24 protein-coding genes and 1 riboswitch are annotated in these 20,941 nt (G+C 67.5%); of the genes, 13 read left to right on the forward strand and 11 right to left on the reverse strand.

Features of this window, described 5'->3' with window-relative positions; all coding sequences use genetic code 11:
• Window positions 1–3 precede the first annotated feature (3 nt).
• The 7 genes from ACOZBP_RS09500 to ACOZBP_RS09530 all read left to right on the forward strand — a co-directional run bounded on the left by ACOZBP_RS09500 (window position 4) and on the right by ACOZBP_RS09530 (window position 4,401).
• Window positions 4–831, forward strand: a complete 828-nt coding sequence (locus tag ACOZBP_RS09500; RefSeq protein ID WP_422676216.1) for a segregation and condensation protein A — start codon at window positions 4–6, stop codon at window positions 829–831.
• Window positions 828–1,493: an SMC-Scp complex subunit ScpB gene (scpB, locus tag ACOZBP_RS09505; protein ID WP_422676178.1), complete on the forward strand. Its 666-nt coding sequence runs from the start codon at window positions 828–830 to the stop codon at window positions 1,491–1,493. The genes ACOZBP_RS09500 and scpB overlap by 4 nt, the downstream gene beginning before the upstream one ends.
• Before the next feature lie 214 nt (window positions 1,494–1,707).
• On the forward strand, window positions 1,708–2,070 hold the full coding sequence (locus tag ACOZBP_RS09510) for an AtpZ/AtpI family protein (protein ID WP_422676179.1): 363 nt from the start codon (window positions 1,708–1,710) through the stop codon (window positions 2,068–2,070).
• Between the two features lie 50 nt (window positions 2,071–2,120).
• Window positions 2,121–2,885 carry a F0F1 ATP synthase subunit A gene (locus ACOZBP_RS09515; protein WP_422676180.1) on the forward strand — a complete coding sequence of 255 codons (765 nt, stop codon included), beginning with the start codon at window positions 2,121–2,123 and terminating at the stop codon, window positions 2,883–2,885.
• A 58-nt stretch (window positions 2,886–2,943) separates the two neighbouring features.
• Entirely contained in the window at window positions 2,944–3,168 is a 225-nt protein-coding gene (locus ACOZBP_RS09520; RefSeq protein ID WP_105562970.1) for a F0F1 ATP synthase subunit C, read from the forward strand.
• An 83-nt stretch (window positions 3,169–3,251) separates the two neighbouring features.
• Window positions 3,252–3,884 (forward strand): hypothetical protein, encoded by a 633-nt coding sequence (locus ACOZBP_RS09525; protein WP_422676181.1) that lies wholly within the window; start codon window positions 3,252–3,254, stop codon window positions 3,882–3,884.
• A gap of 1 nt (window position 3,885) precedes the next feature.
• On the forward strand, window positions 3,886–4,401 hold the full coding sequence (locus ACOZBP_RS09530) for a F0F1 ATP synthase subunit B (RefSeq protein WP_422676182.1): 516 nt from the start codon (window positions 3,886–3,888) through the stop codon (window positions 4,399–4,401).
• A 76-nt stretch (window positions 4,402–4,477) separates the two neighbouring features.
• Here ACOZBP_RS09530 and ACOZBP_RS09535 read toward each other — a convergent pair whose 3' ends face one another.
• From ACOZBP_RS09535 to gcvT, 6 genes are all read right to left on the reverse strand, one after another.
• On the reverse strand, window positions 4,478–4,948 hold the full coding sequence (locus ACOZBP_RS09535) for a DUF6789 family protein (protein ID WP_422676183.1): 471 nt from the start codon (window positions 4,946–4,948) through the stop codon (window positions 4,478–4,480).
• A 121-nt stretch (window positions 4,949–5,069) separates the two neighbouring features.
• Window positions 5,070–5,483: a hypothetical protein gene (locus ACOZBP_RS09540; RefSeq protein WP_422676184.1), complete on the reverse strand. Its 414-nt coding sequence runs from the start codon at window positions 5,481–5,483 to the stop codon at window positions 5,070–5,072.
• 230 nt (window positions 5,484–5,713) lie between these two features.
• Window positions 5,714–7,294 carry an aminomethyl-transferring glycine dehydrogenase subunit GcvPB gene (gene gcvPB / locus ACOZBP_RS09545; RefSeq protein WP_422676185.1) on the reverse strand — a complete coding sequence of 527 codons (1,581 nt, stop codon included), beginning with the start codon at window positions 7,292–7,294 and terminating at the stop codon, window positions 5,714–5,716.
• A gap of 14 nt (window positions 7,295–7,308) precedes the next feature.
• Window positions 7,309–8,655 (reverse strand): aminomethyl-transferring glycine dehydrogenase subunit GcvPA, encoded by a 1,347-nt coding sequence (gene gcvPA / locus ACOZBP_RS09550; RefSeq protein WP_422676186.1) that lies wholly within the window; start codon window positions 8,653–8,655, stop codon window positions 7,309–7,311.
• A gap of 120 nt (window positions 8,656–8,775) precedes the next feature.
• Window positions 8,776–9,141 carry a glycine cleavage system protein GcvH gene (gene gcvH / locus ACOZBP_RS09555; protein ID WP_422676187.1) on the reverse strand — a complete coding sequence of 122 codons (366 nt, stop codon included), beginning with the start codon at window positions 9,139–9,141 and terminating at the stop codon, window positions 8,776–8,778.
• Window positions 9,142–9,153: 12 nt separating this feature from the next.
• Window positions 9,154–10,269, reverse strand: a complete 1,116-nt coding sequence (gcvT, locus tag ACOZBP_RS09560) for a glycine cleavage system aminomethyltransferase GcvT (RefSeq protein ID WP_422676188.1) — start codon at window positions 10,267–10,269, stop codon at window positions 9,154–9,156.
• Window positions 10,270–10,429: 160 nt separating this feature from the next.
• A riboswitch (glycine riboswitch) is annotated at window positions 10,430–10,528 on the reverse strand.
• Window positions 10,529–10,639: 111 nt separating this feature from the next.
• Between gcvT and ACOZBP_RS09565 the strand changes: the two genes are divergently transcribed.
• Both ACOZBP_RS09565 and pncA read left to right on the forward strand, forming a co-directional pair.
• Window positions 10,640–11,608: a class 1 fructose-bisphosphatase gene (locus ACOZBP_RS09565; RefSeq protein WP_422676189.1), complete on the forward strand. Its 969-nt coding sequence runs from the start codon at window positions 10,640–10,642 to the stop codon at window positions 11,606–11,608.
• Window positions 11,609–11,611: 3 nt separating this feature from the next.
• On the forward strand, window positions 11,612–12,244 hold the full coding sequence (pncA, locus tag ACOZBP_RS09570) for a bifunctional nicotinamidase/pyrazinamidase (RefSeq protein WP_422676190.1): 633 nt from the start codon (window positions 11,612–11,614) through the stop codon (window positions 12,242–12,244).
• Window positions 12,245–12,418: 174 nt separating this feature from the next.
• Here pncA and ACOZBP_RS09575 read toward each other — a convergent pair whose 3' ends face one another.
• The 3 genes from ACOZBP_RS09575 to ACOZBP_RS09585 form a co-directional block, all read right to left on the reverse strand.
• Entirely contained in the window at window positions 12,419–13,429 is a 1,011-nt protein-coding gene (locus tag ACOZBP_RS09575; RefSeq protein ID WP_422676191.1) for an adenosine deaminase, read from the reverse strand.
• Between the two features lie 246 nt (window positions 13,430–13,675).
• Window positions 13,676–15,478, reverse strand: coding sequence for an arginine--tRNA ligase (argS, locus tag ACOZBP_RS09580; RefSeq protein ID WP_422676192.1), 1,803 nt, complete (start codon window positions 15,476–15,478; stop codon window positions 13,676–13,678).
• Between the two features lie 5 nt (window positions 15,479–15,483).
• Window positions 15,484–16,155: a Tat pathway signal sequence domain protein gene (locus tag ACOZBP_RS09585; RefSeq protein WP_422676193.1), complete on the reverse strand. Its 672-nt coding sequence runs from the start codon at window positions 16,153–16,155 to the stop codon at window positions 15,484–15,486.
• Between the two features lie 149 nt (window positions 16,156–16,304).
• On the opposite strand from ACOZBP_RS09585, the gene ispH reads away from it, so the two are divergent.
• Entirely contained in the window at window positions 16,305–17,276 is a 972-nt protein-coding gene (gene ispH / locus ACOZBP_RS09590; protein WP_422676194.1) for a 4-hydroxy-3-methylbut-2-enyl diphosphate reductase, read from the forward strand.
• Window positions 17,277–17,344: 68 nt separating this feature from the next.
• Here ispH and ACOZBP_RS09595 read toward each other — a convergent pair whose 3' ends face one another.
• Both ACOZBP_RS09595 and lspA read right to left on the reverse strand, forming a co-directional pair.
• The gene (locus ACOZBP_RS09595; RefSeq protein ID WP_422676195.1) at window positions 17,345–17,911 is read right to left on the reverse strand and encodes a DUF3035 domain-containing protein; all 567 of its coding nucleotides are present in this window, start codon (window positions 17,909–17,911) and stop codon (window positions 17,345–17,347) included.
• 68 nt (window positions 17,912–17,979) lie between these two features.
• Window positions 17,980–18,507, reverse strand: coding sequence for a signal peptidase II (gene lspA, locus ACOZBP_RS09600; protein WP_422676196.1), 528 nt, complete (start codon window positions 18,505–18,507; stop codon window positions 17,980–17,982).
• A gap of 119 nt (window positions 18,508–18,626) precedes the next feature.
• Between lspA and ACOZBP_RS09605 the strand changes: the two genes are divergently transcribed.
• The 3 genes from ACOZBP_RS09605 to ACOZBP_RS09615 are packed head-to-tail and all read left to right on the forward strand — an operon-like array spanning window position 18,627 to window position 20,934.
• Window positions 18,627–19,496, forward strand: a complete 870-nt coding sequence (locus ACOZBP_RS09605) for a TIGR01459 family HAD-type hydrolase (protein ID WP_422676197.1) — start codon at window positions 18,627–18,629, stop codon at window positions 19,494–19,496.
• Between the two features lie 38 nt (window positions 19,497–19,534).
• The gene (locus tag ACOZBP_RS09610; RefSeq protein ID WP_422676198.1) at window positions 19,535–19,996 is read left to right on the forward strand and encodes a MaoC family dehydratase; all 462 of its coding nucleotides are present in this window, start codon (window positions 19,535–19,537) and stop codon (window positions 19,994–19,996) included.
• 8 nt (window positions 19,997–20,004) lie between these two features.
• A complete protein-coding gene (locus ACOZBP_RS09615) occupies window positions 20,005–20,934 on the forward strand; it encodes a bifunctional riboflavin kinase/FAD synthetase (RefSeq protein ID WP_422676199.1) in 930 nt (309 codons plus the stop codon).
• Window positions 20,935–20,941 lie beyond the last annotated feature (7 nt).

Below are 20,941 nucleotides of genomic sequence, written 5' to 3' on the forward strand. Positions count from 1 at the left end.
ATGATGGATCAGGCGTTCCAGCCTAATCTGGACTTCGCCGCCGTCGCCGAGGCCGACGCGACCGAGGCCTTCGTCGTCGATCTGGAAGGCTATGAAGGGCCGCTGCACGTCCTCCTGGCGCTGGCGCGCACGCAGAAGGTGGACCTGCTGAAGCTGTCGATTACGAAGCTGGCGGAACAGTATCTGGCCTTCGTTCACGAGGCGCGGCGGCGCAACTTCGCCATGGCCGCCGACTATCTGGTGATGGCGTCCTGGCTGGCCTATCTGAAGTCGCGCCTGCTGCTGCCGCGCACCGAAAAGGGCAAGGCCGAGGAGCCTCCGGCGGAAGAAATGGCCGCCGCCTTGGCCTTCCGTCTGCAAAAGCTGGAGGCCATGCGCCGCTCAGTCGAGGCCATCACCAGCCGCCCGCAATTGAAGCGCGACGTCTTCACGCGCGGCGACCCGGAGGCCACCGTCATCATCCCCTCGGACCGCGTGGACGCCAGCCTTTATGAGCTGATGGCCGCCTATGTGGCTCAGCGTCGGCGCGAGGAACGGCGCAACTATGCGCCGGGCCAGCGGGTCGAGGCCTTCCAGCTGGAGGCCGCGCGCGACTGGCTGCGCTCCATGATGCCGCGTCTGGCCGACTGGACCCCGCTGGATCAGGTGGCGCCCGCGCGTGAAGACGACGACGAGGAGGGCCCCAGCCAGACCAGCTATACCGCCTCCACCCTGTCGGCCAGTCTGGAGCTGGTGAAGGAGGGGGCCATGGACGTGCGCCAGTCCGAGGCCTTCGCCGAGCTTTTCCTCAAACGCCGGGGCCTCGGCCAGCCGCTGGAGCTGACGCCGTGAGCCTGACCTTCACCCCCGACGAAACCGAGATCGAACGCCGGGTCGAGGCCCTGCTGTTCGCCGCCGCCGCCCCGCTGTCGGCGGCCGAGATCGCGCGCCGTCTGCCCGAGGGCGCCGATACGGGCCGGGCCATCGCTTCCTTGCGTCAACGCTATCAGGGACGGGGAGTCGAGCTGGAATGCGTGGCCGACCGCTGGCGTTTCCGCACCGCCGCCGACCTGGGCTTCCTGATGACCGAGGAGCGCGAGGAGCCGCGCCGCCTGTCCAAGGCGGCGCTGGAGACCCTGGCCATCATCGCCTACCACCAGCCCTGCACCCGCGCCGAGATCGAGAGCGTGCGCGGCGTCTCCCTGTCCAAGGGGACGCTGGACCTGCTGCTGGAGATGGACTTCGTGCGGCTGCGCGGGCGTCGGCGCACGCCGGGACGGCCCGTCACCTACGCTACGACCGACCGCTTCCTGGAGCATTTCAGCCTGGCCAGCCTCTATGACCTTCCCGGCGTGCAGGAGATGAAGGCGGCGGGCCTGCTTGATCTGTCGATCCCGGTCGGCTTCGAGGTGCCCGATCCGACCCGGAGCGGCGACAGCGACGGCGAGGACCTGCTGACCGGGGGCGATGACGGCGCGCCGGAGTTCGCTCAGGATTTCGTCAGTGCAGACTAGATTCTCGTCCCGTGCGACGCCTTGGCGCGGACCCAGGGCCGCCTGCGACAGCGACGCATCGCCACGCCCACGCTGGAGCAGGGAAGAAGGCTAGATATTCCAACGCCTTGTGTGCGCCTTTCCGTGCCTTGACCTGCGGCCCCCTCGGCTATAGGTTCCGCGCCGAATTCAGACCTGCCGCGGCGTCCTTGCCGGGGCGCTGAGCGCACAGGCCATGTCCCCAACGATGGAATCGCGCGAAGAGGCGATCAAACGTCTCAACGAGCAGGCCGACGCGCTCAAGGCACGGGCTGTGCCGACGCCTCCCGACTATGGGGCGAACGCAGCGGGCTACGGCTATCGCCTGATGGGCGAAATGATCGCCGGCCTCGCCGTCGGTCTGGGTCTGGGGTGGGGTTTCGATCTTCTGGTCGGGACCATGCCCTGGGGAATTATCGCTGGAACCCTGATCGGTTTCGGCATGTCGATCTGGCTGGCGCTTCGTTCGGCCCGAAAGATGAGTGCGGCCGCGTTGAAGGAAATGGGGCCTCCCCAGGATCTTCCCGACGACGAGGTCGAGGACGAGCGGAATTTCTGACCAGACCGTCGTACGGCGGTTTGGCCTTTTGACTTAGGAGACCGGGCGGCATGGCCGATCCGATGCACCAGTTCCAGATCAGCAAGGTTGTTGATCTTCCGGCCGTCAACGTGCCGGGCCTCGGCTTGGTTGATCTGTCGATCACCAACTCGACGTTGGCCATGATGGTCGCCGCCGTGCTGATCACCCTGTTCTTCACCGCCGTGACGGCCAAGCCCAAGCTGGTGCCTGGTCGCTTGCAGGTGGTGGGCGAGGGAGCGTTCGCCTTCATCGACGACCTTGCGACGTCGATCATGGGCGAACAGGGCCGCGCCTTCTTCCCCTTCATCCTGACGCTTTTCGTCTTCATCCTGGCGCTGAACCTGCTGGGCATGTTCACGGTCTTCACGGCCACGTCGCAGGTCGCCGTCACCGCCACCTTCGCAGCCCTGACCATCCTGCTGGTCATCGGCGTCGGCTTCGCCAGGAACGGCATCGGCTTCTTCAAGCTGTTCGCCCCGTCGGGCGTGCCGTGGTACCTGCTGATCCTGGTGACGCCGATCGAGTTCATCTCCTTCCTGCTGCGTCCCGTGTCGCTGGCCCTGCGTCTGTTCGGCAACATGCTGGGCGGTCACGTGGCGATGAAGGTCTTCGCCGGCTTCGTGGTTTCGCTGGGCGCCTTCGGCCTGGTCGGCATCCCCGGCGCGGTTCTGGCCCTCGGCGGCGTGGTCGCAATCACGGCGCTGGAGTTCCTCGTGGCCTTCCTGCAAGCTTTCGTTTTCGCCGTTCTGACCACCGTCTATCTGAACGACGTCGTGCATCTGGATCAGCACTAAGCGCTGACCCAGCCCGCCAACCCCTTCTTTCAAACCATCCCAACCAGGAACTACTCTCATGGAAGCTGAAGCAGCAAAATACATCGGCGCTGGTCTCGCCACCCTCGGCATGATCGGTTCGGCCCTCGGCGTCGGCCTGATCTTCTCGGGCTTCCTGCAAGGCGCCACGCGTAACCCTTCGGCCGCCCCCGGCCAGTTCACCAACCTGATCCTGGGCGCTGCTCTGGCTGAAGCACTGGGCATCTTCGCCTTCGTGATCGGCCTGCTCTGCCTGTTCGCCTAAGCCGAACTGAATATCTGGGCGGCGGCGCGGTCTTCGGGACCGTTCCGCCGCTCGCGTCTTTCTGAGATCACCGGATAGAGCCCATGGCCGCCCCTATCGCGAGCGTCGCCTCGCAAGACCCGACCCAGCCTGCGCCGGCCGTCACCGTCCAGAACGGTGAGATCGCGCCCGTGGCCGCCGCCGAGGCGACCCATCAGGCCGAAGTCGCCCACGGCGACGCCCATGCTTCCGGCGGTCTGCCGCAGCTGGAGATGCAGCATTGGGCGGGTCAGATCATCTGGCTCCTGCTGATCTTCGCCGTTCTCTACATTCTGCTGTCGAAGGTCTTCCTGCCTCGTCTGCGCGCCGTTCGTGACGAACGCGCCGGTACGATCGCAGGCGCCGTCGACGCCGCCCGTCAGGTTCAGGCCGAGGCTGCGACGCAAGCCGAAGCCGCCAAGGCCGAAGTGGCCAAGGCCCGCGCTGACGCTCGCGCCACCGCCGCCGCCGCCAAGGCCCGCGTGACCGAAGAAGCCAACGCGCGTCAGGCCGCCGAGGAAGCCGTCGTCAACGCCCGCATCGCCGAGGCCGAAGCCGCCATCGGCAAGACCCGCGACGCCGCCATGGCCAATGTCTCGACCATCGCCTCCGACACCGCCCGCGCCATGGTCGAGCGTCTGACCGGCCAGGCCGCCACGGCCGCCGAAGCCGACGCCGCCGTCAAGGGAGCCGCCTGATATGCCCGCCTTCTTCCACGCCGCCTTCTGGGATCTGTCGAACGCAGAGTTCTGGGTCGCCGTCGGTCTGGTGATCTTCCTGGGCATCCTGGTTCTGGCCAAGGTGCCGGGCGCCATGGCCAAGGCCCTCGACGGCCAAGGCGCCAAGATCCAGTCGGAACTGGACGAGGCCGCCCGTCTGCGCGCCGAAGCCGAAGCCATGCTGGCCGAAATCCGTCTGGAACGCGCCGAAGCCGAAGCCCAGGCCGCCGACATGCTGGCCACCGCCGAAGCCGACGCCCGTCGTCTGGAAGCCGAAGCCAAGGTCCGTCTCGAAGAAGGTCTGGCCCGTCGTCAGGCCCTGGCCGAGCGCCGTATCGCCCAGGCCGAAGCCCAGGCCATGATCGAGGTCAAGGCCGCCGCCGCCGACCTGGCCGCCAAGGCTGCTCAGGATATCCTGAGCGCCCGAGTGGCGGCCGCGAAATCGGACCCGCTGATCGACGCCGCTATCGGCCAGATCGGCGCCAAGCTGAACTAGTTTCGGCCAGGGTTGCAAACACATCAGGCCCCGCCGGCGACGGCGGGGCCTTTTGCGTTTCTGCGGTGCGCCTTGATCAGTGGGCGGGCGCGCCGTGGATGAAGGCGGCGGCGCGTTTCTCGCGGGCCAGAAGGCGGGCGAAGACATTGCCCATGACGCCGCCGAAGACCATGTGGGTGATCAGCATCCAGCCAAAGGTGCCGAAGCCTGCGCTGCCGGTAAAGGTGCGAGGATCGCCCATCATGGTGATGATCAGCATCATCGTCACCCAGGCCGCTACGGCGAACAGGATGCCCTTGGTCTCAGGGGTGTTTGTCGGCAGCCGGGAATAGATGACTGCGAACAGCGGTCCCATGATCAGCGACCCGATGACGAAGTGGATCGCCCACCCCGCGGCCAGATTGCTGCCCAGCCCGAACATGCGGGCGACGACTTCGGGGAAAGGGTCGAAGACCTTGGCGAACAACAGGTTCACCGCCTCAAGGATGGAAACCGCGACGGTCGCAATGAAGCCGGCGGCGATTCCCTGTTTTACGCGTGACATCATGAGAAGAGCGCCTCCCAACGCCATCTGCCTTTTGACTACGCAGGGAGGAGCATACGCCGTTAGAAGCAAACGCGATCGCACCGACGTTCACGTTACCGTGTGCGGTGAAATGGGGCTTTTTCTAGCGGAACAGTTTGCGGAAGAACCGGCGGGCGCGCTTGCGCACGCGGATCAGCATCCGCGACGGGCGTTTGCGCAGCACCACCTTCTCGGCGCGCAGGGCCTGTTGCCAGAAGACCGGGGCGATTTCCGGATTCTTCCGCATCAGGCGGCGGAAGGGATAGACCCACTTCGGACGGGCGTACTGGGCGCGGATGAACTGGCGCTTGGCCCACCAGGAGTTGCGCAGCAGCAGGACCAGACCCAAGGCGATGACCGGCACGCCGCCGGGACCGGGCAGGGGCGCGATCAGGATGCCCAGGCCGATGATCAGGAAGCCCAGGGCCATCATGCCCATCCGCTGCGCACGACGCAGCAAGCCGGGCCTCTGACGAGGCCGGCTGTCGGCGCGGAAGGGGATCAGGGCGAGGGTCACAGGCGTCACAGATGGGAGGAGGGAGGCAGGGGAACAACGGCTCCGCGCGCGGTGCGCTCCCTTCCAGGTGGAAGTTCACGCCGATCGTGGCGACGTAGTCACACTCATCCTAGACACGCGGCACAAGGCCGAACCGTGGCGTGCGGGTGAAGCTTTCGTAAGAGGGGCCGAAATGCAAAACGCCGTGTCTCGAAAGACACGGCGCTTCACGTCAGATCTGGCTTGCCGCCCTATTCCGCGGCGATGTTCGAGCCTTCCGGGGCCGACCAGCGCAGACGCGGCGAGCGCGCGGCGCGGGTCTCGTCCAGACGCCTCAGGGGCGCATGGAAGGGCGCGCCCTTGAAGCGCTCGACGTCGCCCGCCTTCGCCGCCTCGGCCAGCAGGCGCATGGCGTGGATGAAGCGATCCAGTTCGGCCTTGCTTTCGGTCTCGGTCGGCTCGATCAGCATGGCTCCGTGGACGACCAGGGGGAAGTACATGGTCATCGGGTGGAAGCCCTCGTCGATCATCGCCTTGGCGAAGTCGAGCGTGGTGATGTCCGTGCCCTTCAGCCATTCGTCGTCGAACAGAGCCTCGTGCATGCATGGGCCTTCAGGGAAGGCCGCACTCATCAGGTCCGACAGGCGGGCCTTGATGTAGTTGGCGTTGAGGACGGCGTCCTCGGCCACCTGACGCAGGCCGTCCGAGCCGTGGCTCATCATGTAGCTGAGGGCGCGCACATACATGCCCATCTGCCCCTGGAAGGCGCACAGACGGCCGAAGGCCTGGGCCGCCTCGTCTTCCTCGCGCTCGACCAGCTTGTAGCCGTCGCCGGTGTTCACGACCCACGGCGCGGGCGCGAATGGGGCCAGGGCCTCCGACAGCACGACGGGACCCGCGCCCGGACCGCCGCCGCCGTGGGGCGTCGAGAAGGTCTTGTGCAGGTTGATGTGCATGGCGTCGACGCCCAGGTCGCCGGGGCGGACCCGGCCGACGATGGCGTTGAAGTTGGCGCCGTCGCAATAGAAGTAGGCGCCCGCTTCGTGCGTCAGGCGGCTGATCTCCAGGATGTCGCGCTCGAACAGGCCGCAGGTGTTCGGGTTGGTGACCATGATGGCCGCCACGTCCGGACCCAGCTTGGCCGCCAGGTCGGCCACGTCCACGCGGCCGTCGTCGGTCTGAGCCACTTCAACCACCGAATAGCCGACGAAGGCGGCGGTGGCCGGGTTGGTGCCGTGGGCCGAGGTCGGGACCAGGACCTTGCGGCGCTGCTCATGCTCGCCCTTGGCTTCGTGGGCGGCGCGGATGGCCATCAGGCCGCACAGTTCGCCGTGCGCGCCGGCCTTGGGCGACAGGGCGACGGCGGGCATGCCCGTCAGCGTCGTCAGCCAGTGGGCCAGCTGGTCCATCAGCTCCAGCGCGCCCTGCACCGTCGATTGCGGCTGCAGCGGGTGGATGTCCGAGAAGCCCGGCAGACGCGCCATCTTCTCGTTCAGGCGCGGGTTGTGCTTCATCGTGCACGAGCCCAGCGGATAGATGGCGAGGTCGATGGCGTGGTTCTTCTGCGACAGGCGCACATAGTGGCGCATGGCCTCGGGCTCCGACAGGCCGGGCAGGCCGATCGGGTCCTTGCGGACCAGGTGGCCCAGGTCCGAACCGTCAGTGGCGGGCTTGGGCAGGTCGACGCCGGTCTTGTTCCAGCCGTCGCTCTCGAAGATCAGGCCTTCGTCCTGCAACAGGCCGCGCGCGCCGGTCAGGGTCGGGTGCTTGTAGTCGTTGTCCGGCGTGGCGTTCGGGGCGGTCGGACGGCCGACAGTGTTCATGGTGCTCATGGTTCTATCTCCGCTCAGGCCGCCAGGACCTTGGCGAGCGAGGCCGCCAAAATCTTGATGTCGGCGTCCAGCGTGGTTTCCGTCGCGGCGACCAGCAGGACATCGTCCAGACCCGCTTCCGGGGCCAGACGGCTGTAGGGCACGCCGGCCAGGATATGATGGTCGGCCAGGGTCTGGACCACCTCGGCGGCGTTCTTGGGCAGCTTGACCGCGAACTCGTTGAAGAAGCGCGGGGTCAGGATCTCGACGCCGGGAATGGCGGCGAGGGCGTCGCGCGTGGCCAGGGCCTTCTCGTGGTTGAGGAGGGCCATCTGGCGCAGGCCCGTCTCGCCCAGCAGGCTCATGTGGATGGTGAAGGCCAGGCAGCAGAGGCCCGAGTTGGTGCAGATGTTCGACGTGGCCTTGTCGCGGCGGATGTGCTGCTCGCGCGTGGACAGGGTCAGGACGAAGCCGCGACGACCGTCGGCGTCCACCGTCTCACCGCAATAGCGGCCGGGCGTCTGGCGCAGCAGCTTCTCGCGGGTGGCGAACAGGCCGATGTAGGGGCCGCCGAAGTTCAGGGCGTTGCCGATCGACTGGCCTTCGGCCGCGACGATGTCGGCGCCCATTTCGCCGGGCGATTTCAGCAGGCCCATCGAGACGGCTTCCGTCACCACGACGATCAGCAGGGCGCCGGCGGCGTGGGCGGCCTCGGCGATCCTGGTGACATCCGTGGCGGTGCCGAAGACGTTGGGGGTCTGGACGATGACGCAGGCCGTGTCCTTGTCGATGGCGGCGATGACGGCGTCTTCGGCGTCAACGGCGGCGGTCAGGGCCTGGGTCTCGACGCCGACGGCGTGAACCACGGTCTCGGTGGCCTTGACGTAGTGGGGGTGCACGCCGCCCGAGATGACGGCCTTGTTGCGGCGGGTCACGCGGGTGGCCATCAGCACGCCCTCGGCCATGGCGGTCGAGCCGTCATAGAGGGAGGCGTTGGCGACTTCCATGCCGGTCAGGTTCGCGACCTGGGTCTGGAACTCGTACAGGTATTGCAGGGTGCCCTGCGCGATTTCCGGCTGATAGGGGGTGTAGCTGGTCAGGAATTCCGACCGCTGGATCACGTGATCGACCGTGGCCGGGACGTGGTGCTTGTAGGCGCCGGCGCCGCAGAAGAAGGGCACGGTGCCCGCCGTTGCGTTCTTGCCCGCCATGGCCGAGAGGGCGCGTTCGACCTCCAGCTCGCCGGCCACGCGGGGCAGGTCGACAAAGCCGTCGCGGCGCGCGGCCTGCGGCACGTCGATGAACAGGTCGTCGATGGATTTGGCGCCGATGGCGGCCAGCATGGCCTCACGGTCGTCGGGCGTCAGGGGGAGGTAGCGCATTACTTTATTCCGCTCATCCCCGCGGAAGCGGGGACCCAGGTTTAAGCTTCAAACACCGCTGCTTGATCCCAAGGAGCTGGGTCCCCGCTTCCGCGGGGATGAGCGGAGAAGGCGGGAGCCTTAGAGGGTGGCGAGGTAGGCGTCGTAAGCGGCCTGATCCATCAGGGCTTCGACCTGCGAAGCGTCCGAAATCCTGATCTTGGCGAACCAGCCTTCGCCTTCGGGATCGGCGTTGACGGTTTCCGGGGCTGAGGCCAGGGCTTCGTTGCCCTCGACCACTTCGCCGGCGACTGGGGCGTAGACGTCCGAGGCGGCCTTGACCGATTCTACGACGGCGAAGCTGTCGCCGACCGAGACGGTCTTGCCGGCTTCCGGCGTCTCGACGAACACCACGTCGCCCAGGGCGTCAGCAGCGTGCTTGGAAATGCCGACCGTGGCGACGTCGCCCTCGAGGCGAACCCACTCGTGATCTTTGGTGAAGCGCATGTGTCTGATCTCTCAGGCTTTAGGTTTGCGATAATAGCGGGTGGCCACGAAGGGGGTGGCGACGACTTCGGCGGCGGCGGGTTTGCCGCGCACGATGACTTTCAGGTCCGTTCCCAGCGCTGCGAAGGCCGGCGAGACGTAGCCCATGGCGATGTTGCGGCCCAGGGTCGGCGAAGGCCCGCCCGAGGTCACCTTGCCAATGACGTTTCCGTCCACGTCGGCGATCTCGGCGCCTTCACGGGCCGGGGCGCCTTCCTTGACGTTCAGGCCGATGCGGACGCGCGAGGGGCCGTCGGCCAGTTCCTTGAGGATGCGCTCGGCGCCGTTGAAGTCGGCGGCTTCCTTGCGCGACTTGGACAGGGCGAAGGTCAGCGCGGCCTCGACCGGGCTGGTCGTGGCGTCGATGTCATGCCCGTGCAGCGGCAGGCCGGCTTCCAGACGAAGGCTGTCGCGGGCGCCCAGGCCGATCGGCTTCACGCGGGCGTCTTCCAGAATGGTGTTCCAAACGCGCTCGGCGTCGGCGTTCGGCACCGAAATCTCATAGCCGTCTTCGCCGGTATAGCCCGAGCGCGAGACGAAGCAGTCGACCCCGAACAGCATCAGACGGGCCGAATCCATGAAGCCCATTTCGGCCAGAGCGGGCTCATGCTTGGCCATGACCTCGACGGCTTCCGGCCCCTGGATGGCCAGCAGGGCGCGGTCGTCCAGCACGGTCAGCGTGGCGTCGCCCGCCAGATTGGCGTTCAGGAAGGCGAAGTCGGCGTCCTTGTTGCCGGCGTTGACCACGACGAACAGGCCGTCATGGTCGGGCTTGCCCGCCATCAGGTCGTCCATGATGCCGCCCTCGGCGTTGAGCAGCAGGGAATACTTCTGCTTGCCGGCCTTCAGGATTTCATAGTCGCCGGGGACGAAGCGCTGGAACTGCCCGATCGCGTCGTCGCCGGTGATGCGGCACTGGCCCATGTGCGAGACGTCGAACAGCCCGGCGTGTTCCCGGGTCCAGCGGTGCTCGGCCAGAACGCCCTCATACTGGACCGGCATGTCATAGCCGCCGAAGCCGACCATGCGGGCGCCCAGCGCGCGGTGCGCGGCGTTGAGAGGGGTGGTCTTCAAGGCCTGGTCGCTCATCGAGCATCCTCCGGTCGCGGGTTGCGGCGATAGCTTCGCCGTCGTCGCGCCCCCGCTGTCCTGAAGCCTGAGAGATTCCGACCGTCCCCGGATCGAGGTCGGCCTTGCTCCGTCGGCGCGCCCTTGAATCCCGGGAAGGGGGGCGACTTTCCAGCGTCCGTGCGCTTTCGCGGTCCTTTTGCCTGAGCGTTTCCGGGGCGGTTGCGCCTTCGGCTCCGACAGTCGTTACACGACCGCCGATCTCTCCCGCGAGAGCGCTCGACCTAAGGCCCCGACTCCGGGTCGAAGTCAAGCGGCGCCGGGCTTGCCGTGTACGATCCGACAGGCCATGAGGGGCGCGACTTCCCTTGCGACAGGATTGAAGGCCGCCATGACCGCCCGCACCGACCTCGCCGCCCACCTGGCCTCGCTCGCTCTGCCGCAGGGCCTGACCCAGACGCTGACGACCGCCGCCGCCGCCTGCGTTGAAATCCGCAAGATCGTGTCGGGCGGCGCCCTGGTCGGCGCCCTGGGCGCTTCGGGCGTCGTCAACGTGCAGGACGAGGAGCAGAAGAAGCTCGACGTCATCTCCAATGACGTCCTGACGGAAATGCTGCTGGCCTGCCCTGCCGTGGCGGGCGTGGCGTCCGAGGAAATGGACACGGTCCAGCCGGCGACCAACCCGGCGGGTGAATATCTGGTCCTGTTCGACCCGCTGGACGGCTCGTCCAACATCGACATCAACGCGCCGGTCGGCACCATCGTCTCGGTGCTGAAGTCGCCCTCGGCGACGCCGACCGAGGCCGACTTCCTGCAGTCGGGCCGTCATCAGGTCGCGGCGCTGTATGCCGTCTATGGCGGCCAGACCATGCTGGTGCTGACCACGGGCCAGGGCGTGGCGGGCTTCACCCTGTCGCACGACGGCCAGTGGCTGATGACGCACGAGAAGATCACGATCCCGGCGGATACCAAGGAGTTCGCCATCAACATGTCGAACCAGCGCCACTGGGCCGAGAGCGTGCAGCGCTACATCGACGGCTGCCTGGCGGGCGCCGACGGCCCTCGGGCAAAGAACTTCAACATGCGCTGGGTCGCCGCCATGGTGGCCGACGTCCACCGCATCCTGATGCGCGGCGGGGTCTTCCTCTATCCGTGGGATGCGCGCGAGCCGAACAAGCCCGGCAAGCTGCGCCTGATGTACGAAGGCAACCCCATGGCCTTCCTGATCGAACAGGCGGGCGGCAAGGCGACGACGGACGGCCAGCAGGCCATTCTGGACGTGACCCCGACCGAACTGCACCAGCGCATTCCGGTGGCCCTGGGCTCGGCCAACGAGGTCGATCAGATCGCGGCGGCCTGAGCCATGATGCTGCGCTCTACAGACGCCCTTCTGGTCATCGACGCCCAGAACGACTTCTGCGAGGGCGGCGCCCTGGCGGTGCAGGGCGGGGCGGGGATCATGCCCCTGATCAACCAATTGGCCGCGCGCTTCGACACCGTGATCGCCACCCAGGATTGGCACACGCCGGACCAGATCAGCTTCGCCTCCAACCATGACGGGGCGACGCCCTTCACCGAGATCGAGGTCGCCTACGGCCCGCAGATGCTGTGGCCGGATCATTGCCTGCAAGGGACGCCGGGCGCGGATTTCCACCCGGACGTCGCGCCTGCGGTGCAAAAGGCGCTGGCCGTGGTCCGCAAGGGCTACAACCCGGCGGTCGATTCTTATTCCGGCTTCTTTGAGAACGACCATCGCACGGCGACGGGCCTGGCGGGTCTGCTGCGCGACCGGGGCGTGACCCGCGTCTTCCTGTGCGGTCTGGCCTACGACTACTGCGTCCGCTTCACCGCCGAGGACGCCGTGCGCGAAGGTTTTGAGGCTGTGGTGGTCGATAATGCCTGCCGGGCGATCGCGCCGGACACGGCGGCTGCGGCCAAGGCGAGCTTTGAGGCGCTGGGCGTGGTCGAGATCGAGGCGGCGTTGCTCATAGGTTAGCGCCTTCTTCTTTCGTCATCCTCCGGCAAGCCGCGCAGCGGCGCCGACCGGGGGACCCAGCGGCGCCGCAGGCGATCCTTGATGGCGAGCGGCGCGCGTGGCCGTTTCGCGCTCACGCGCGCCGCTGGGTCCCCCGGTCTCGCTCCGCTCGCCGGAGGATGACGAAAAATAGGATCAGTGCGTCGCTGCGTAGGCGTCCACTTCGGCGATGCGCGCAGCCTTGTCGGCGTCGCTGAGGAAGCTCCCCTCGAAGCTGTTCTTCGCCAGCAGCACCACCTGCTCCCGCGTCAGGCCCACGGCCTTCGCCAACTGGATGTAGTTGGCGTTCACATAGCCGCCGAAATAGGAGGGGTCGTCCGAGTTCAGGGTGACGTGCAGGCCGCGGCGCAGCATTTCGGGGACCGGGTGGTCCTTCAGGTCCTTGACCACGCACAGCTTCAGGTTCGACAGGGGGCAGACCGTCAGGGTCATCTGCTCGGCGGCCAGACGGGCGATCAGGCCCTCGTCCTCCATCGAGCGGTTGCCGTGGTCCATGCGGTCGATGTGCAGCAGGTCCAGCGCCTCATGCACATAGGCGGGCGGACCTTCCTCGCCGGCGTGGGCGCACAGCTTCAGCCCCAGGTCGCGGGCGGCGGCGAAGACGCGCTGGAACTTGGCCGGCGGATGGCCGACCTCGGACGAATCCAGCCCGACGCCGATGAAGTGGTGCAGATAGGGCTTGGCGGCCTCCAGGGTGGCGAAGGCTTCGTCCTCGGACAGGTGGCGCAGGAAGCTGAGGATCAGGCCGCTGGTGACGCCCAGTTCGGCCTTGGCCCGGTCCATGCCCGCGATCAGGCCCTCGACCACCACGCCAAAGGGCACGCCCCGGTCGGTGTGGGTCTGGGGATCGAAGAAGATCTCGGCGTGGCGCACATTGTCGGCGGCGGCGCGCTGGAAATAGGCGAAGGTCAGATCCTCGAAATCCTTGCGCGTCAGCAGCACGGCGGCGCCCGCGTAGTAGATGTCGAGGAAGTCCTGAAGGTTGGAGAAGTCATAGGCCGCGCGCACGGCCTCGACGCTGTCGTAGGGGATGGCGACGCCGTTGCGCTGCGCCAGTTCGAACATCAGTTCGGGCTCCAGCGAGCCCTCGATGTGCAGGTGCAGTTCGGCCTTGGGCAGGCCGGCGATGAAGGCGTCGATGGACATGGGGGAGGCTCCGTAGCGTGGCCTCGACCTTAGCGAAGCGGCCGCCGCCCGTCATCTGTAGCAATGATCCTCCCCTGCGAAGCGGGGAAGGGGGACCATGCGCAGCATGGTGGAGGGGGCCACACCTAGGTGCGCGGGTTCAACATCGCACAGGGTAGGCAAAGCGGATCAAAGCGCGGCGCTTGCGGCCGCCCCCTCCACCGCTACGCGGTCCCCCTCCCCCGTAAACGGGGGAGGATTGAGGTTCTACATCCGTTCGGGCGTCTGGATGCCCAGCAGGTCCAGCGCCGTCTCCAGCTGGTGCAGGCTGGCGGCGGCCAGGGCCAGGCGTGAGCCCTTGGTGGCGGCGTCCGGCGCGACCAGGATCGGGCAGGCGGCGTAGAATTTCGAGAAGCTCTGGGCCAGACGATAGGCGTGCTCGGCGATCAGGTTGGGCGAACGCTTGTCATAGGCGTCCGCCGTGGCCGCGTCGAAGGCGTCCAGCGTCAGGGCCAGATCGCGTTCGGCCGGTTCGGCGACGACGATGGCGGCGGTCTCGACGCCCTGATCGGCGGCCTTCCTCAGCAGGGATTTCACCCGCACGGCCTGATACAGCAGATAGGGGCCGGTCTTGCCCTCGAAGCTCATGAAGCGGTCGAGGTCGAAGACGTAGCTGGTGGTGCGGTTGTTCGACAGGTCGGCGAATTTCAGCGCGGCCACCGCCACCTTGCGGGCGATGTCCTCGAACTCGGCTTCCGGCAGGTCGTCGCCCAGCTTGGCTTCCTTCAGACGCTCGCGCGCCTTGTCGGTGGCCATGGTGATCAGGTCGTGCAGCTTCAGCACGCCGCCCGCCCGGGTCTTGAAGGGCTTGCCGTCGGCGCCGTTCATGGTGCCGAAGCCGAGGTGCTCCAGCGACTTTTCAGGCGCGTAGCCGGCCAGATAGGCGGCGCGGAAGACCTGTTCGAAATGCTCGGCCTGACGCTCGTCGACGACGTAGAGGATCAGGTCGGGATCGATGGATTTGCGGCGGTCGAGGATCGTGGCCAGATCGGTCGTGCCGTACATGGCCGAGCCCTCAGACGACACCACCAGCAGGGGCGGCGGGCTGGGGGCCTCGATGACCGAGCCGTCGGCCAGCTTTTTCTTGCGGGTCTCGCCGGGCTTGGCGACGTGGACCACCTGGGCGCCGTCGTCGGGGACCAGCAGACCGGTCTCCTTCAGGTGCGCCAGCATTTCCGGCATCAGGGGATCGGCGTCGCTCTCGCCGTTCCACAGGTCGAAGGTGACGTCCAGAGCGCCGAACTCGCGCTCCAGCGCCGTGCGGCTGACGGCGACGAAGTGCGCCCACAGCGCGCGGTAGCCGGGGCGGCCGCCTTGCAGTTCAGCGGTGGCCTTGCGAGCGCGGTCGCGGAAGGCGGGGTCTTCCTTGGCCTTGGCGGCGGCCTGGGGATAGAGGCGTTCCAGGTCCTCCAGCGTCACCGGGCTTTCAGCGGGGAAGGGACCGTCGCCGTCGGCCATGAAGGGCAGGGCCAGGGCTTCGTCGCCGCAGGCGGTGATCAGCAGGCCCATCTGGAAGCCCCAGTCGCCGAAGTGGGCGTCGCCCCAGACGATGTCGCCACGGAAGCGGAACAGCCGCTTCAGGCTCTCGCCGATGATGGACGAGCGCAGGTGGCCGACGTGCATCGGCTTGGCCACGTTGGGGCCGGCGTAGTCGATGACGACCTTGCGTGCAGGCCTGCTCAGCGAGGCGCCGGCCAGGGCTTCGTCGGCGGCCACAGCGGCGGCGCGCTGCGACAGGGCTTTGTCGGAGAGCTTCAGGTTGATGAAGCCGGGGCCGGCCACCTCGACCGATGACAGGCGCGGATCGGCGCTCAGGCGCTCAGACACCTTGGCGGCCAGTTCGCGCGGATTGGCTTTCAGCGCCTTGGCGGCGGCCAGGGCGCCGTTGGACTGGAAGTCGGCCAGGTCGGGGCGGTCCGACGCGACGACGCGGGCCAGGGCGGCGTCCACGCCTTCGGCGGCGAAGGCGGCGGCGACCGCTTCGCTGAGAGAGGTCTTGAGATCGGTCATGATTCTTAGGGGTTCGGTTGGGTCTGGCCGGCGGTGACGCGGAAGCGGCTGCCCGAGCGGTTGAACTCGGCCATTTCCGGCGTGACGTCGAAGCCGATCAGGACCTCGAAATTGTTCCCGGCCGTGGTGGCGTCAGCGCGCGGGATGACGATGGTCTGCGCCTGATGGACCGAGGTGGTCGTCTGGCCCTCGAAGTTGACCGGAAGGTCGAAATATTCCTTGGCCAGAACAGCGCTGTTTCGCTCGGTCACGGCGATCCAGTAGCGGTAGGTGCGGCCGTCGCCGCTGGCCTGAGGGCCCTTGCCGAGGTTGAACAGGACGTTGAAGTCCAGGCGGATCGGATCGGACTCGCGATAGACGCAGTCGGCGGTCACGCCTTCGATCTCGCCGGTGAAGCCGACGCCGGCGGCCGAGGGGCGGTTGAAGTCGGCCAGTTCGACGTAGCGAGCCGCGTCGTAAAGCACCTTCACATAGGGGCAGGGGCCGGCGTTGGCGCGACGCGACAGGGGGGCGATGCGCACGGGGCGTGCATTTTGCGACGTGCCCTGGTCCGGCGCCTGGTCGCGGCTCTGCGGGCCGCCCTGGCCGGGGCGGCCGCTGGACTGGGCCTCGGCGGATTGGGGAATCAGCACAGCCGCGAGGGAGAGGGCGGCGAGGGCGGTCAGGACGCGACGCATCAGGAGCTTTCCGGCAGTCGAAGGGGGCGCGGAACGATCGGACGTCCGACCAGGCCACGCTCGGTGGTGATAGCGGCTAAAGCGAGGCGCGGCAAACGCGACCATGCAGGCGGTGGCGGGAAGGCGCGCGAGAGACTAGGTTCCTGCCCATGAACGCGCCTGTCCCTCCCTCAGTCTTTGACCGCCGTCCCCTGAACGTGCGCCTCGCCACGCCGCGCGGTTTCTGCGCCGGCGTGGATCGGGCGATCCAGATCGTCGAACGGGCGATCGAGAAGTTCGGCGCGCCCGTCTATGTGCGCCACGAGATCGTTCACAACCGTCATGTCGTCGAGCGGCTGAAGGGCATGGGGGCGATCTTCGTCAAGGAACTGGACGAATGCCCCGACGACCGGCCCGTGGTCTTCTCGGCCCACGGCGTGCCCAAGTCAGTGCCGGCGACGGCGCGCTCGCGCGAGATGATGTTCCTCGACGCCACCTGTCCCCTGGTGTCCAAGGTCCATGTCGAGGCCGAGCGCCATCACGAGCAGGGGCGGCACATCATTCTGATCGGCCACGCCGGCCACCCCGAGGTCGTCGGCACCATGGGCCAGTTGCCGCCCGGCGCCATCAGCCTGGTCGAGACGGTGGCGGATGCCGAAGTGTTCGAGCGGCCGGGCGATCAGCCCCTGGCCTACGCCACCCAGACCACCCTGTCCGTGGACGACACGGCCGATATTCTGGCGGCGCTGAAGCGGCGCTTCCCGGAACTTCCCGATCCGCACAAGGAAGACATTTGCTACGCCACGACCAATCGTCAGGAGGCGGTCAAGCGTCTGGGCGAAGGCAGCCAACTGGTGCTCGTGGTGGGGTCCAAGAACTCGTCCAATTCGGCCCGTCTGGTCGATGTGGCGCTGAAGGCCGGAGCGCGCGACGCCCGTCTGGTCGATGACGCCGGGGATGTGGACTGGTCGTGGTTCGACGGCGTGTCAACGGTCGGCGTGACGGCCGGCGCCTCGGCGCCCGAACCGCTGATCGAGGCCCTGATCGAAGCTATCCGCGCTCGATTCGATGCGATCGTGACCGAGGACGACGGCGCGCGTGAGACCGTCTCATTCAAGTTGCCGCGCGCCCTGACGGCCTGATGAAACCACGAAAAAGGCGCGCCCGCATGTGCGAGGCGCGCCCTGATCGGTCTGGCTGGACCTAAGTCTTACAGGCCAGGCAGCTTGAAGCCGCGGTCCTGACGCGGGGCGATGGTGATGCCCTGCTGGTTGCCGGTCAGAGCTTGCAGACGCGCATGTTCCGTCGAGGCGTCGATGGTGCGCGACCCTTCGGCCGTCTGGGTGACAGTCGGGGCCTGGGTGGCGGCGTCGTCCTTGCGCCAGAACAGGACGCGGTTGGCCCAGCTTTCTTCCTTGTGGGCCAGATCGCCGAACTCGTCGTCGACGACATAACGGGCCAGGGGATCAGCGCGGTCGGCGCCGGCCTGATTGACCAGAGCCTGTTCGCCGCCGGTGCGGGTCACGGCCTGACGCTGGCCCAGAAGAATCTGACGCGCAGCGCTTTCGGGCGCCAGCTCCTGCGGACGCGGCTGGCCGGGCGACGGCGGGGTCAGACCGTATTCCGGCGGAACGGACAGCGGCGCGCTGGCGACGGTGACGAACTCGTCGGGCACGACCTTGGTCAGGCCGACGCTCTGCTTCAGGCTGGAACAGGCGGTCAGGCTCAGGGCGGTGGTGGCGAGAAGGGCCACGGTAACGGCGCTACGGATACGCATAAGGTCAGCTCGGCTCCGGGAGACGCGCCCAATGGCGCTGGCTCGGGACGATAACGAAGAGGGGGTGATTACGACTTTTCGTTGGCCACGCCAACCTTGGCGCTGCGTTCCGACAGGAAGCTGTCGAGGATCAGCAGGACAACGCCGACCGTGATGCCCGCGTCGGCGATGTTGAAGATCCATGGAAACAGGCCCGTTCCCGAAAAGTCTAGGAAGTCCACGACGCCCCCGAAGCGGATGCGGTCGAAGACATTTCCCAGGGCGCCGCCCATGACCAGGCCGATGGCGGCGATCATCAGCTTGCGGTTCGAACGCGTCGCCCAGAAGGCCAGGGCGATCGCCACCAGAAGCGAGAAGGCGCTCAGGATCCAGCGGCCGGCGCCGCCGCCGAACAGACCGAAGCTGACGCCCGTGTTCAGCACATAGGTCAGGTTGAAGACCGGCGGCAGGACGTCGGCGATGCGATAGCCGTCGGGAATCTGCGAAATGTGCGCCGCGTCGATGGCGCCCAGAACCCAGGCCTTGGTCAGCTGGTCCAGAACGATGACGACGAGGGCGATGCCGTAGGCGGCATAGGCGAGGCGTGAAATTTTCATGTCCGAAGCCGGTTAGCAGGAAGCAGCGCGAGGGCGAAGAGGGAAAGCGAACGAGGCCCAGGAGAGGGGCAGGGCCGTTGAAGCCTTTCCCCCGGCGTCCCGGCGGCTATAACCGACCCATGACCCTGCCTCACGCCCTGCCTCACCTGTCCGCTGTCGCCGACGACTACGACATCCTGCTGTGCGACGTCTGGGGCGTCATCCACAACGGCCGCGAGAGCTGGCCCACCGCCTGCACGGCCCTGGCCGATTTCAACGCCAAGGGGGGCCATGTCGTCCTGATCTCCAACTCGCCGCGCCCGTCATCGGATGTCGTGGCGCAGCTGGATGCGCTCGGCGTGCCGCGCGACAGCTGGAAGGCCTTCGTCACCTCGGGCGACGCCACCCGCGCCGAACTGGCCCGCCGCGCCCCCGGCCCGGCCTGGATCATCGGCCCTGATCGCGACTTCGTCCTGTACGAGGGCCTGAATCTGACCAGCGCCCGCGACGCGACGGACGCCGCCTTTCTGTCCGTCACCGGCCTGTTCGACGACGCGACCGAGACGCCCGAGGACTATCGCGAACGCCTGATCCCCGCCGTCGAGCGCGATCTGGAGCTGATCTGCGCCAACCCTGACCGCATCGTGCAGAAGGGCGACAGCATCATCTATTGCGGCGGCGCCATCGCCGACCTCTACGAATCCATGGGCGGCCGGGTGGTTATGGCTGGCAAGCCCTTCGGCCCCATCTACGAACTGGCCCTGCGCGAGGCGCAGAAGCTGATGGGCCGCCCCGTCGATCGCTCGCGCGTCCTGTGCATCGGCGACGGCGTCATCACCGATGTTCTGGGCGCGGCCGAGCAGGCGCTGGACTGCCTGTTCATCGCGCAAGGCATCCACGGCGACGCGGCAAAGGGGCCGGACGGGACGCTGGATGCGGCGCTGGCCGGCGAATTGCTCCGAGCCGAGACGACCTTCGCCCGCTACGCCGCGCTCGAACTGGCGTGGTGAGGCTCGCCATTTCGTCGCACCTGCCGTAAAGGCCGCTGATGGTCGAATACGTCACACAGCATCCGTCGGGCGGTTACATCCTCGATGAACTCCACGTCGGCATGGCCGCAGAGAAGACCGTCCACGTCACCGAGGACCGGATTCGCCTGTTCGCCGAGGCGTCGGACGACTTCAATCCGGTGCATCTGGACGAGGCCTTCGCCGCCAAGACCGCCTATCGCGGCCGAATCGCCCACGGCCTGCTGAGCGCGGCTTTCGGCTCGGCGGTGGTCGGCACCATCCTGCCGGGCGCCGGTTCGATCTATATTTCCCAGACCCTGTCCTTCCACTTCCCGGTCCGTATCGACGACATGGTTCGCATCGTCATCACGGTGATCGAGATGGAGACGGACAGCGCCCGCGTTGAACTGCGCTGCGAAGGCTTCGTCGGCGACAAGCTGATCATGGACGGCGTGGCCGTCGTGCGCGTGCCGCGTCGCCGCAAGCCCTCGGCGCGCTGAGACCAGTCGTGGTTGAGGTCATTCGCGGCTGGCGCGACCTGCCGGCCTCGCAACGCGGGGCGGCGGTGGCCGTCGGCGCCTTTGACGGGGTGCATCGCGGCCATCAGGCGGTGATCGCCTCGGCCCGCGAGGCGGCCCAAGATCTGGGCGTCCCCCTGGCCGTCGTCAGCTTCGACCCGCACCCGCGTCGGCTATTCCAACCCGAAGCCGCGCCCTTCCGACTGATGACGGCGGATCAGATGGCCCGCGCCATGGCGCCCCTGGGCGTCGACCGCCTGTATCTGATCCCCTTCGACGCCGAGATGGCCGGGATGACGGACGAGGCGTTCGCCCGTCGCGTCCTGTCGGAAGGCCTGGGCGTCGCCCACGCCGCCGTCGGCTTCGACTTCACCTTCGGCAAGGGCCGTTCCGGATCGCCCGAGGCGCTGCGGGCCTATGGCCAGGATCTGGGCTTCACCGTCTCCGTCACCGACCGCATCGACGACGCCTCGGGGCTGAAGCTGTCGTCCTCGGCCGTGCGCGAGGCGCTGAAGGCCGGGGACATGGACCGCGCCGCCGCCATCCTGGGCCGCCCCTTCGCCATCCAGGGCGAGGTGATCCACGGCGACAAGCGCGGCCGCACCATCGGCGTGCCCACCGCCAACATCGCCATGGGCGACTATATGCGCCCCGCCTACGGGGTTTACGCCACCCGCACCCGCCTGCCGGACGGGCGGGTGATCAAGGGCGTCGCCAACCTGGGGGTCCGCCCCATGTTCGAGATCGAACAACCCCTGCTGGAAGTCTGGCTGCTGGACTTCGACGAGAGCCTCTACGGCCAGACCCTTGAGACCGAACTCGTCGCCTTCCTGCGCGGCGAGATGAAGTTCGACGGGCTGGATGAACTGAAGGTCCAGATCGAGGCGGATGCGGCGGCGGCGCGGGCCGTGCTGGGCTGACCGCTCT

The sequence above is a fragment of the Brevundimonas sp. NPDC058933 genome, assembly GCF_049315965.1.
In the GTDB taxonomy this organism is placed as follows: domain Bacteria; phylum Pseudomonadota; class Alphaproteobacteria; order Caulobacterales; family Caulobacteraceae; genus Brevundimonas.

Bases quoted from the DNA above. Each gene is read 5' to 3' on its own strand.
- ACOZBP_RS09535 (WP_422676183.1), bottom strand. From the start codon at position 4,948: ATGATGTCACGCGTAAAACAGGGAATCGCCGCCGGCTTCATTGCGACC.
- pncA (WP_422676190.1), top strand. From the start codon at position 11,612: ATGATGCTGCGCTCTACAGACGCCCTTCTGGTCATCGACGCCCAGAAC.
- ACOZBP_RS09595 (WP_422676195.1), bottom strand. From the start codon at position 17,911: ATGCGTATCCGTAGCGCCGTTACCGTGGCCCTTCTCGCCACCACCGCC.
- gcvT (WP_422676188.1), bottom strand. From the start codon at position 10,269: ATGAGCGACCAGGCCTTGAAGACCACCCCTCTCAACGCCGCGCACCGC.
- gcvPB (WP_422676185.1), bottom strand. From the start codon at position 7,294: ATGAGCACCATGAACACTGTCGGCCGTCCGACCGCCCCGAACGCCACG.
- ACOZBP_RS09525 (WP_422676181.1), top strand. From the start codon at position 3,252: ATGGCCGCCCCTATCGCGAGCGTCGCCTCGCAAGACCCGACCCAGCCT.
- ACOZBP_RS09565 (WP_422676189.1), top strand. From the start codon at position 10,640: ATGACCGCCCGCACCGACCTCGCCGCCCACCTGGCCTCGCTCGCTCTG.
- ACOZBP_RS09515 (WP_422676180.1), top strand. From the start codon at position 2,121: ATGGCCGATCCGATGCACCAGTTCCAGATCAGCAAGGTTGTTGATCTT.
- lspA (WP_422676196.1), bottom strand. From the start codon at position 18,507: ATGAAAATTTCACGCCTCGCCTATGCCGCCTACGGCATCGCCCTCGTC.
- gcvPA (WP_422676186.1), bottom strand. From the start codon at position 8,655: ATGCGCTACCTCCCCCTGACGCCCGACGACCGTGAGGCCATGCTGGCC.
- ACOZBP_RS09520 (WP_105562970.1), top strand. From the start codon at position 2,944: ATGGAAGCTGAAGCAGCAAAATACATCGGCGCTGGTCTCGCCACCCTC.
- ACOZBP_RS09605 (WP_422676197.1), top strand. From the start codon at position 18,627: ATGACCCTGCCTCACGCCCTGCCTCACCTGTCCGCTGTCGCCGACGAC.
- ACOZBP_RS09510 (WP_422676179.1), top strand. From the start codon at position 1,708: ATGTCCCCAACGATGGAATCGCGCGAAGAGGCGATCAAACGTCTCAAC.
- ACOZBP_RS09575 (WP_422676191.1), bottom strand. From the start codon at position 13,429: ATGTCCATCGACGCCTTCATCGCCGGCCTGCCCAAGGCCGAACTGCAC.
- argS (WP_422676192.1), bottom strand. From the start codon at position 15,478: ATGACCGATCTCAAGACCTCTCTCAGCGAAGCGGTCGCCGCCGCCTTC.
- ispH (WP_422676194.1), top strand. From the start codon at position 16,305: ATGAACGCGCCTGTCCCTCCCTCAGTCTTTGACCGCCGTCCCCTGAAC.
- ACOZBP_RS09585 (WP_422676193.1), bottom strand. From the start codon at position 16,155: ATGCGTCGCGTCCTGACCGCCCTCGCCGCCCTCTCCCTCGCGGCTGTG.
- ACOZBP_RS09530 (WP_422676182.1), top strand. From the start codon at position 3,886: ATGCCCGCCTTCTTCCACGCCGCCTTCTGGGATCTGTCGAACGCAGAG.
- ACOZBP_RS09610 (WP_422676198.1), top strand. From the start codon at position 19,535: ATGGTCGAATACGTCACACAGCATCCGTCGGGCGGTTACATCCTCGAT.
- gcvH (WP_422676187.1), bottom strand. From the start codon at position 9,141: ATGCGCTTCACCAAAGATCACGAGTGGGTTCGCCTCGAGGGCGACGTC.
- ACOZBP_RS09500 (WP_422676216.1), top strand. From the start codon at position 4: ATGGATCAGGCGTTCCAGCCTAATCTGGACTTCGCCGCCGTCGCCGAG.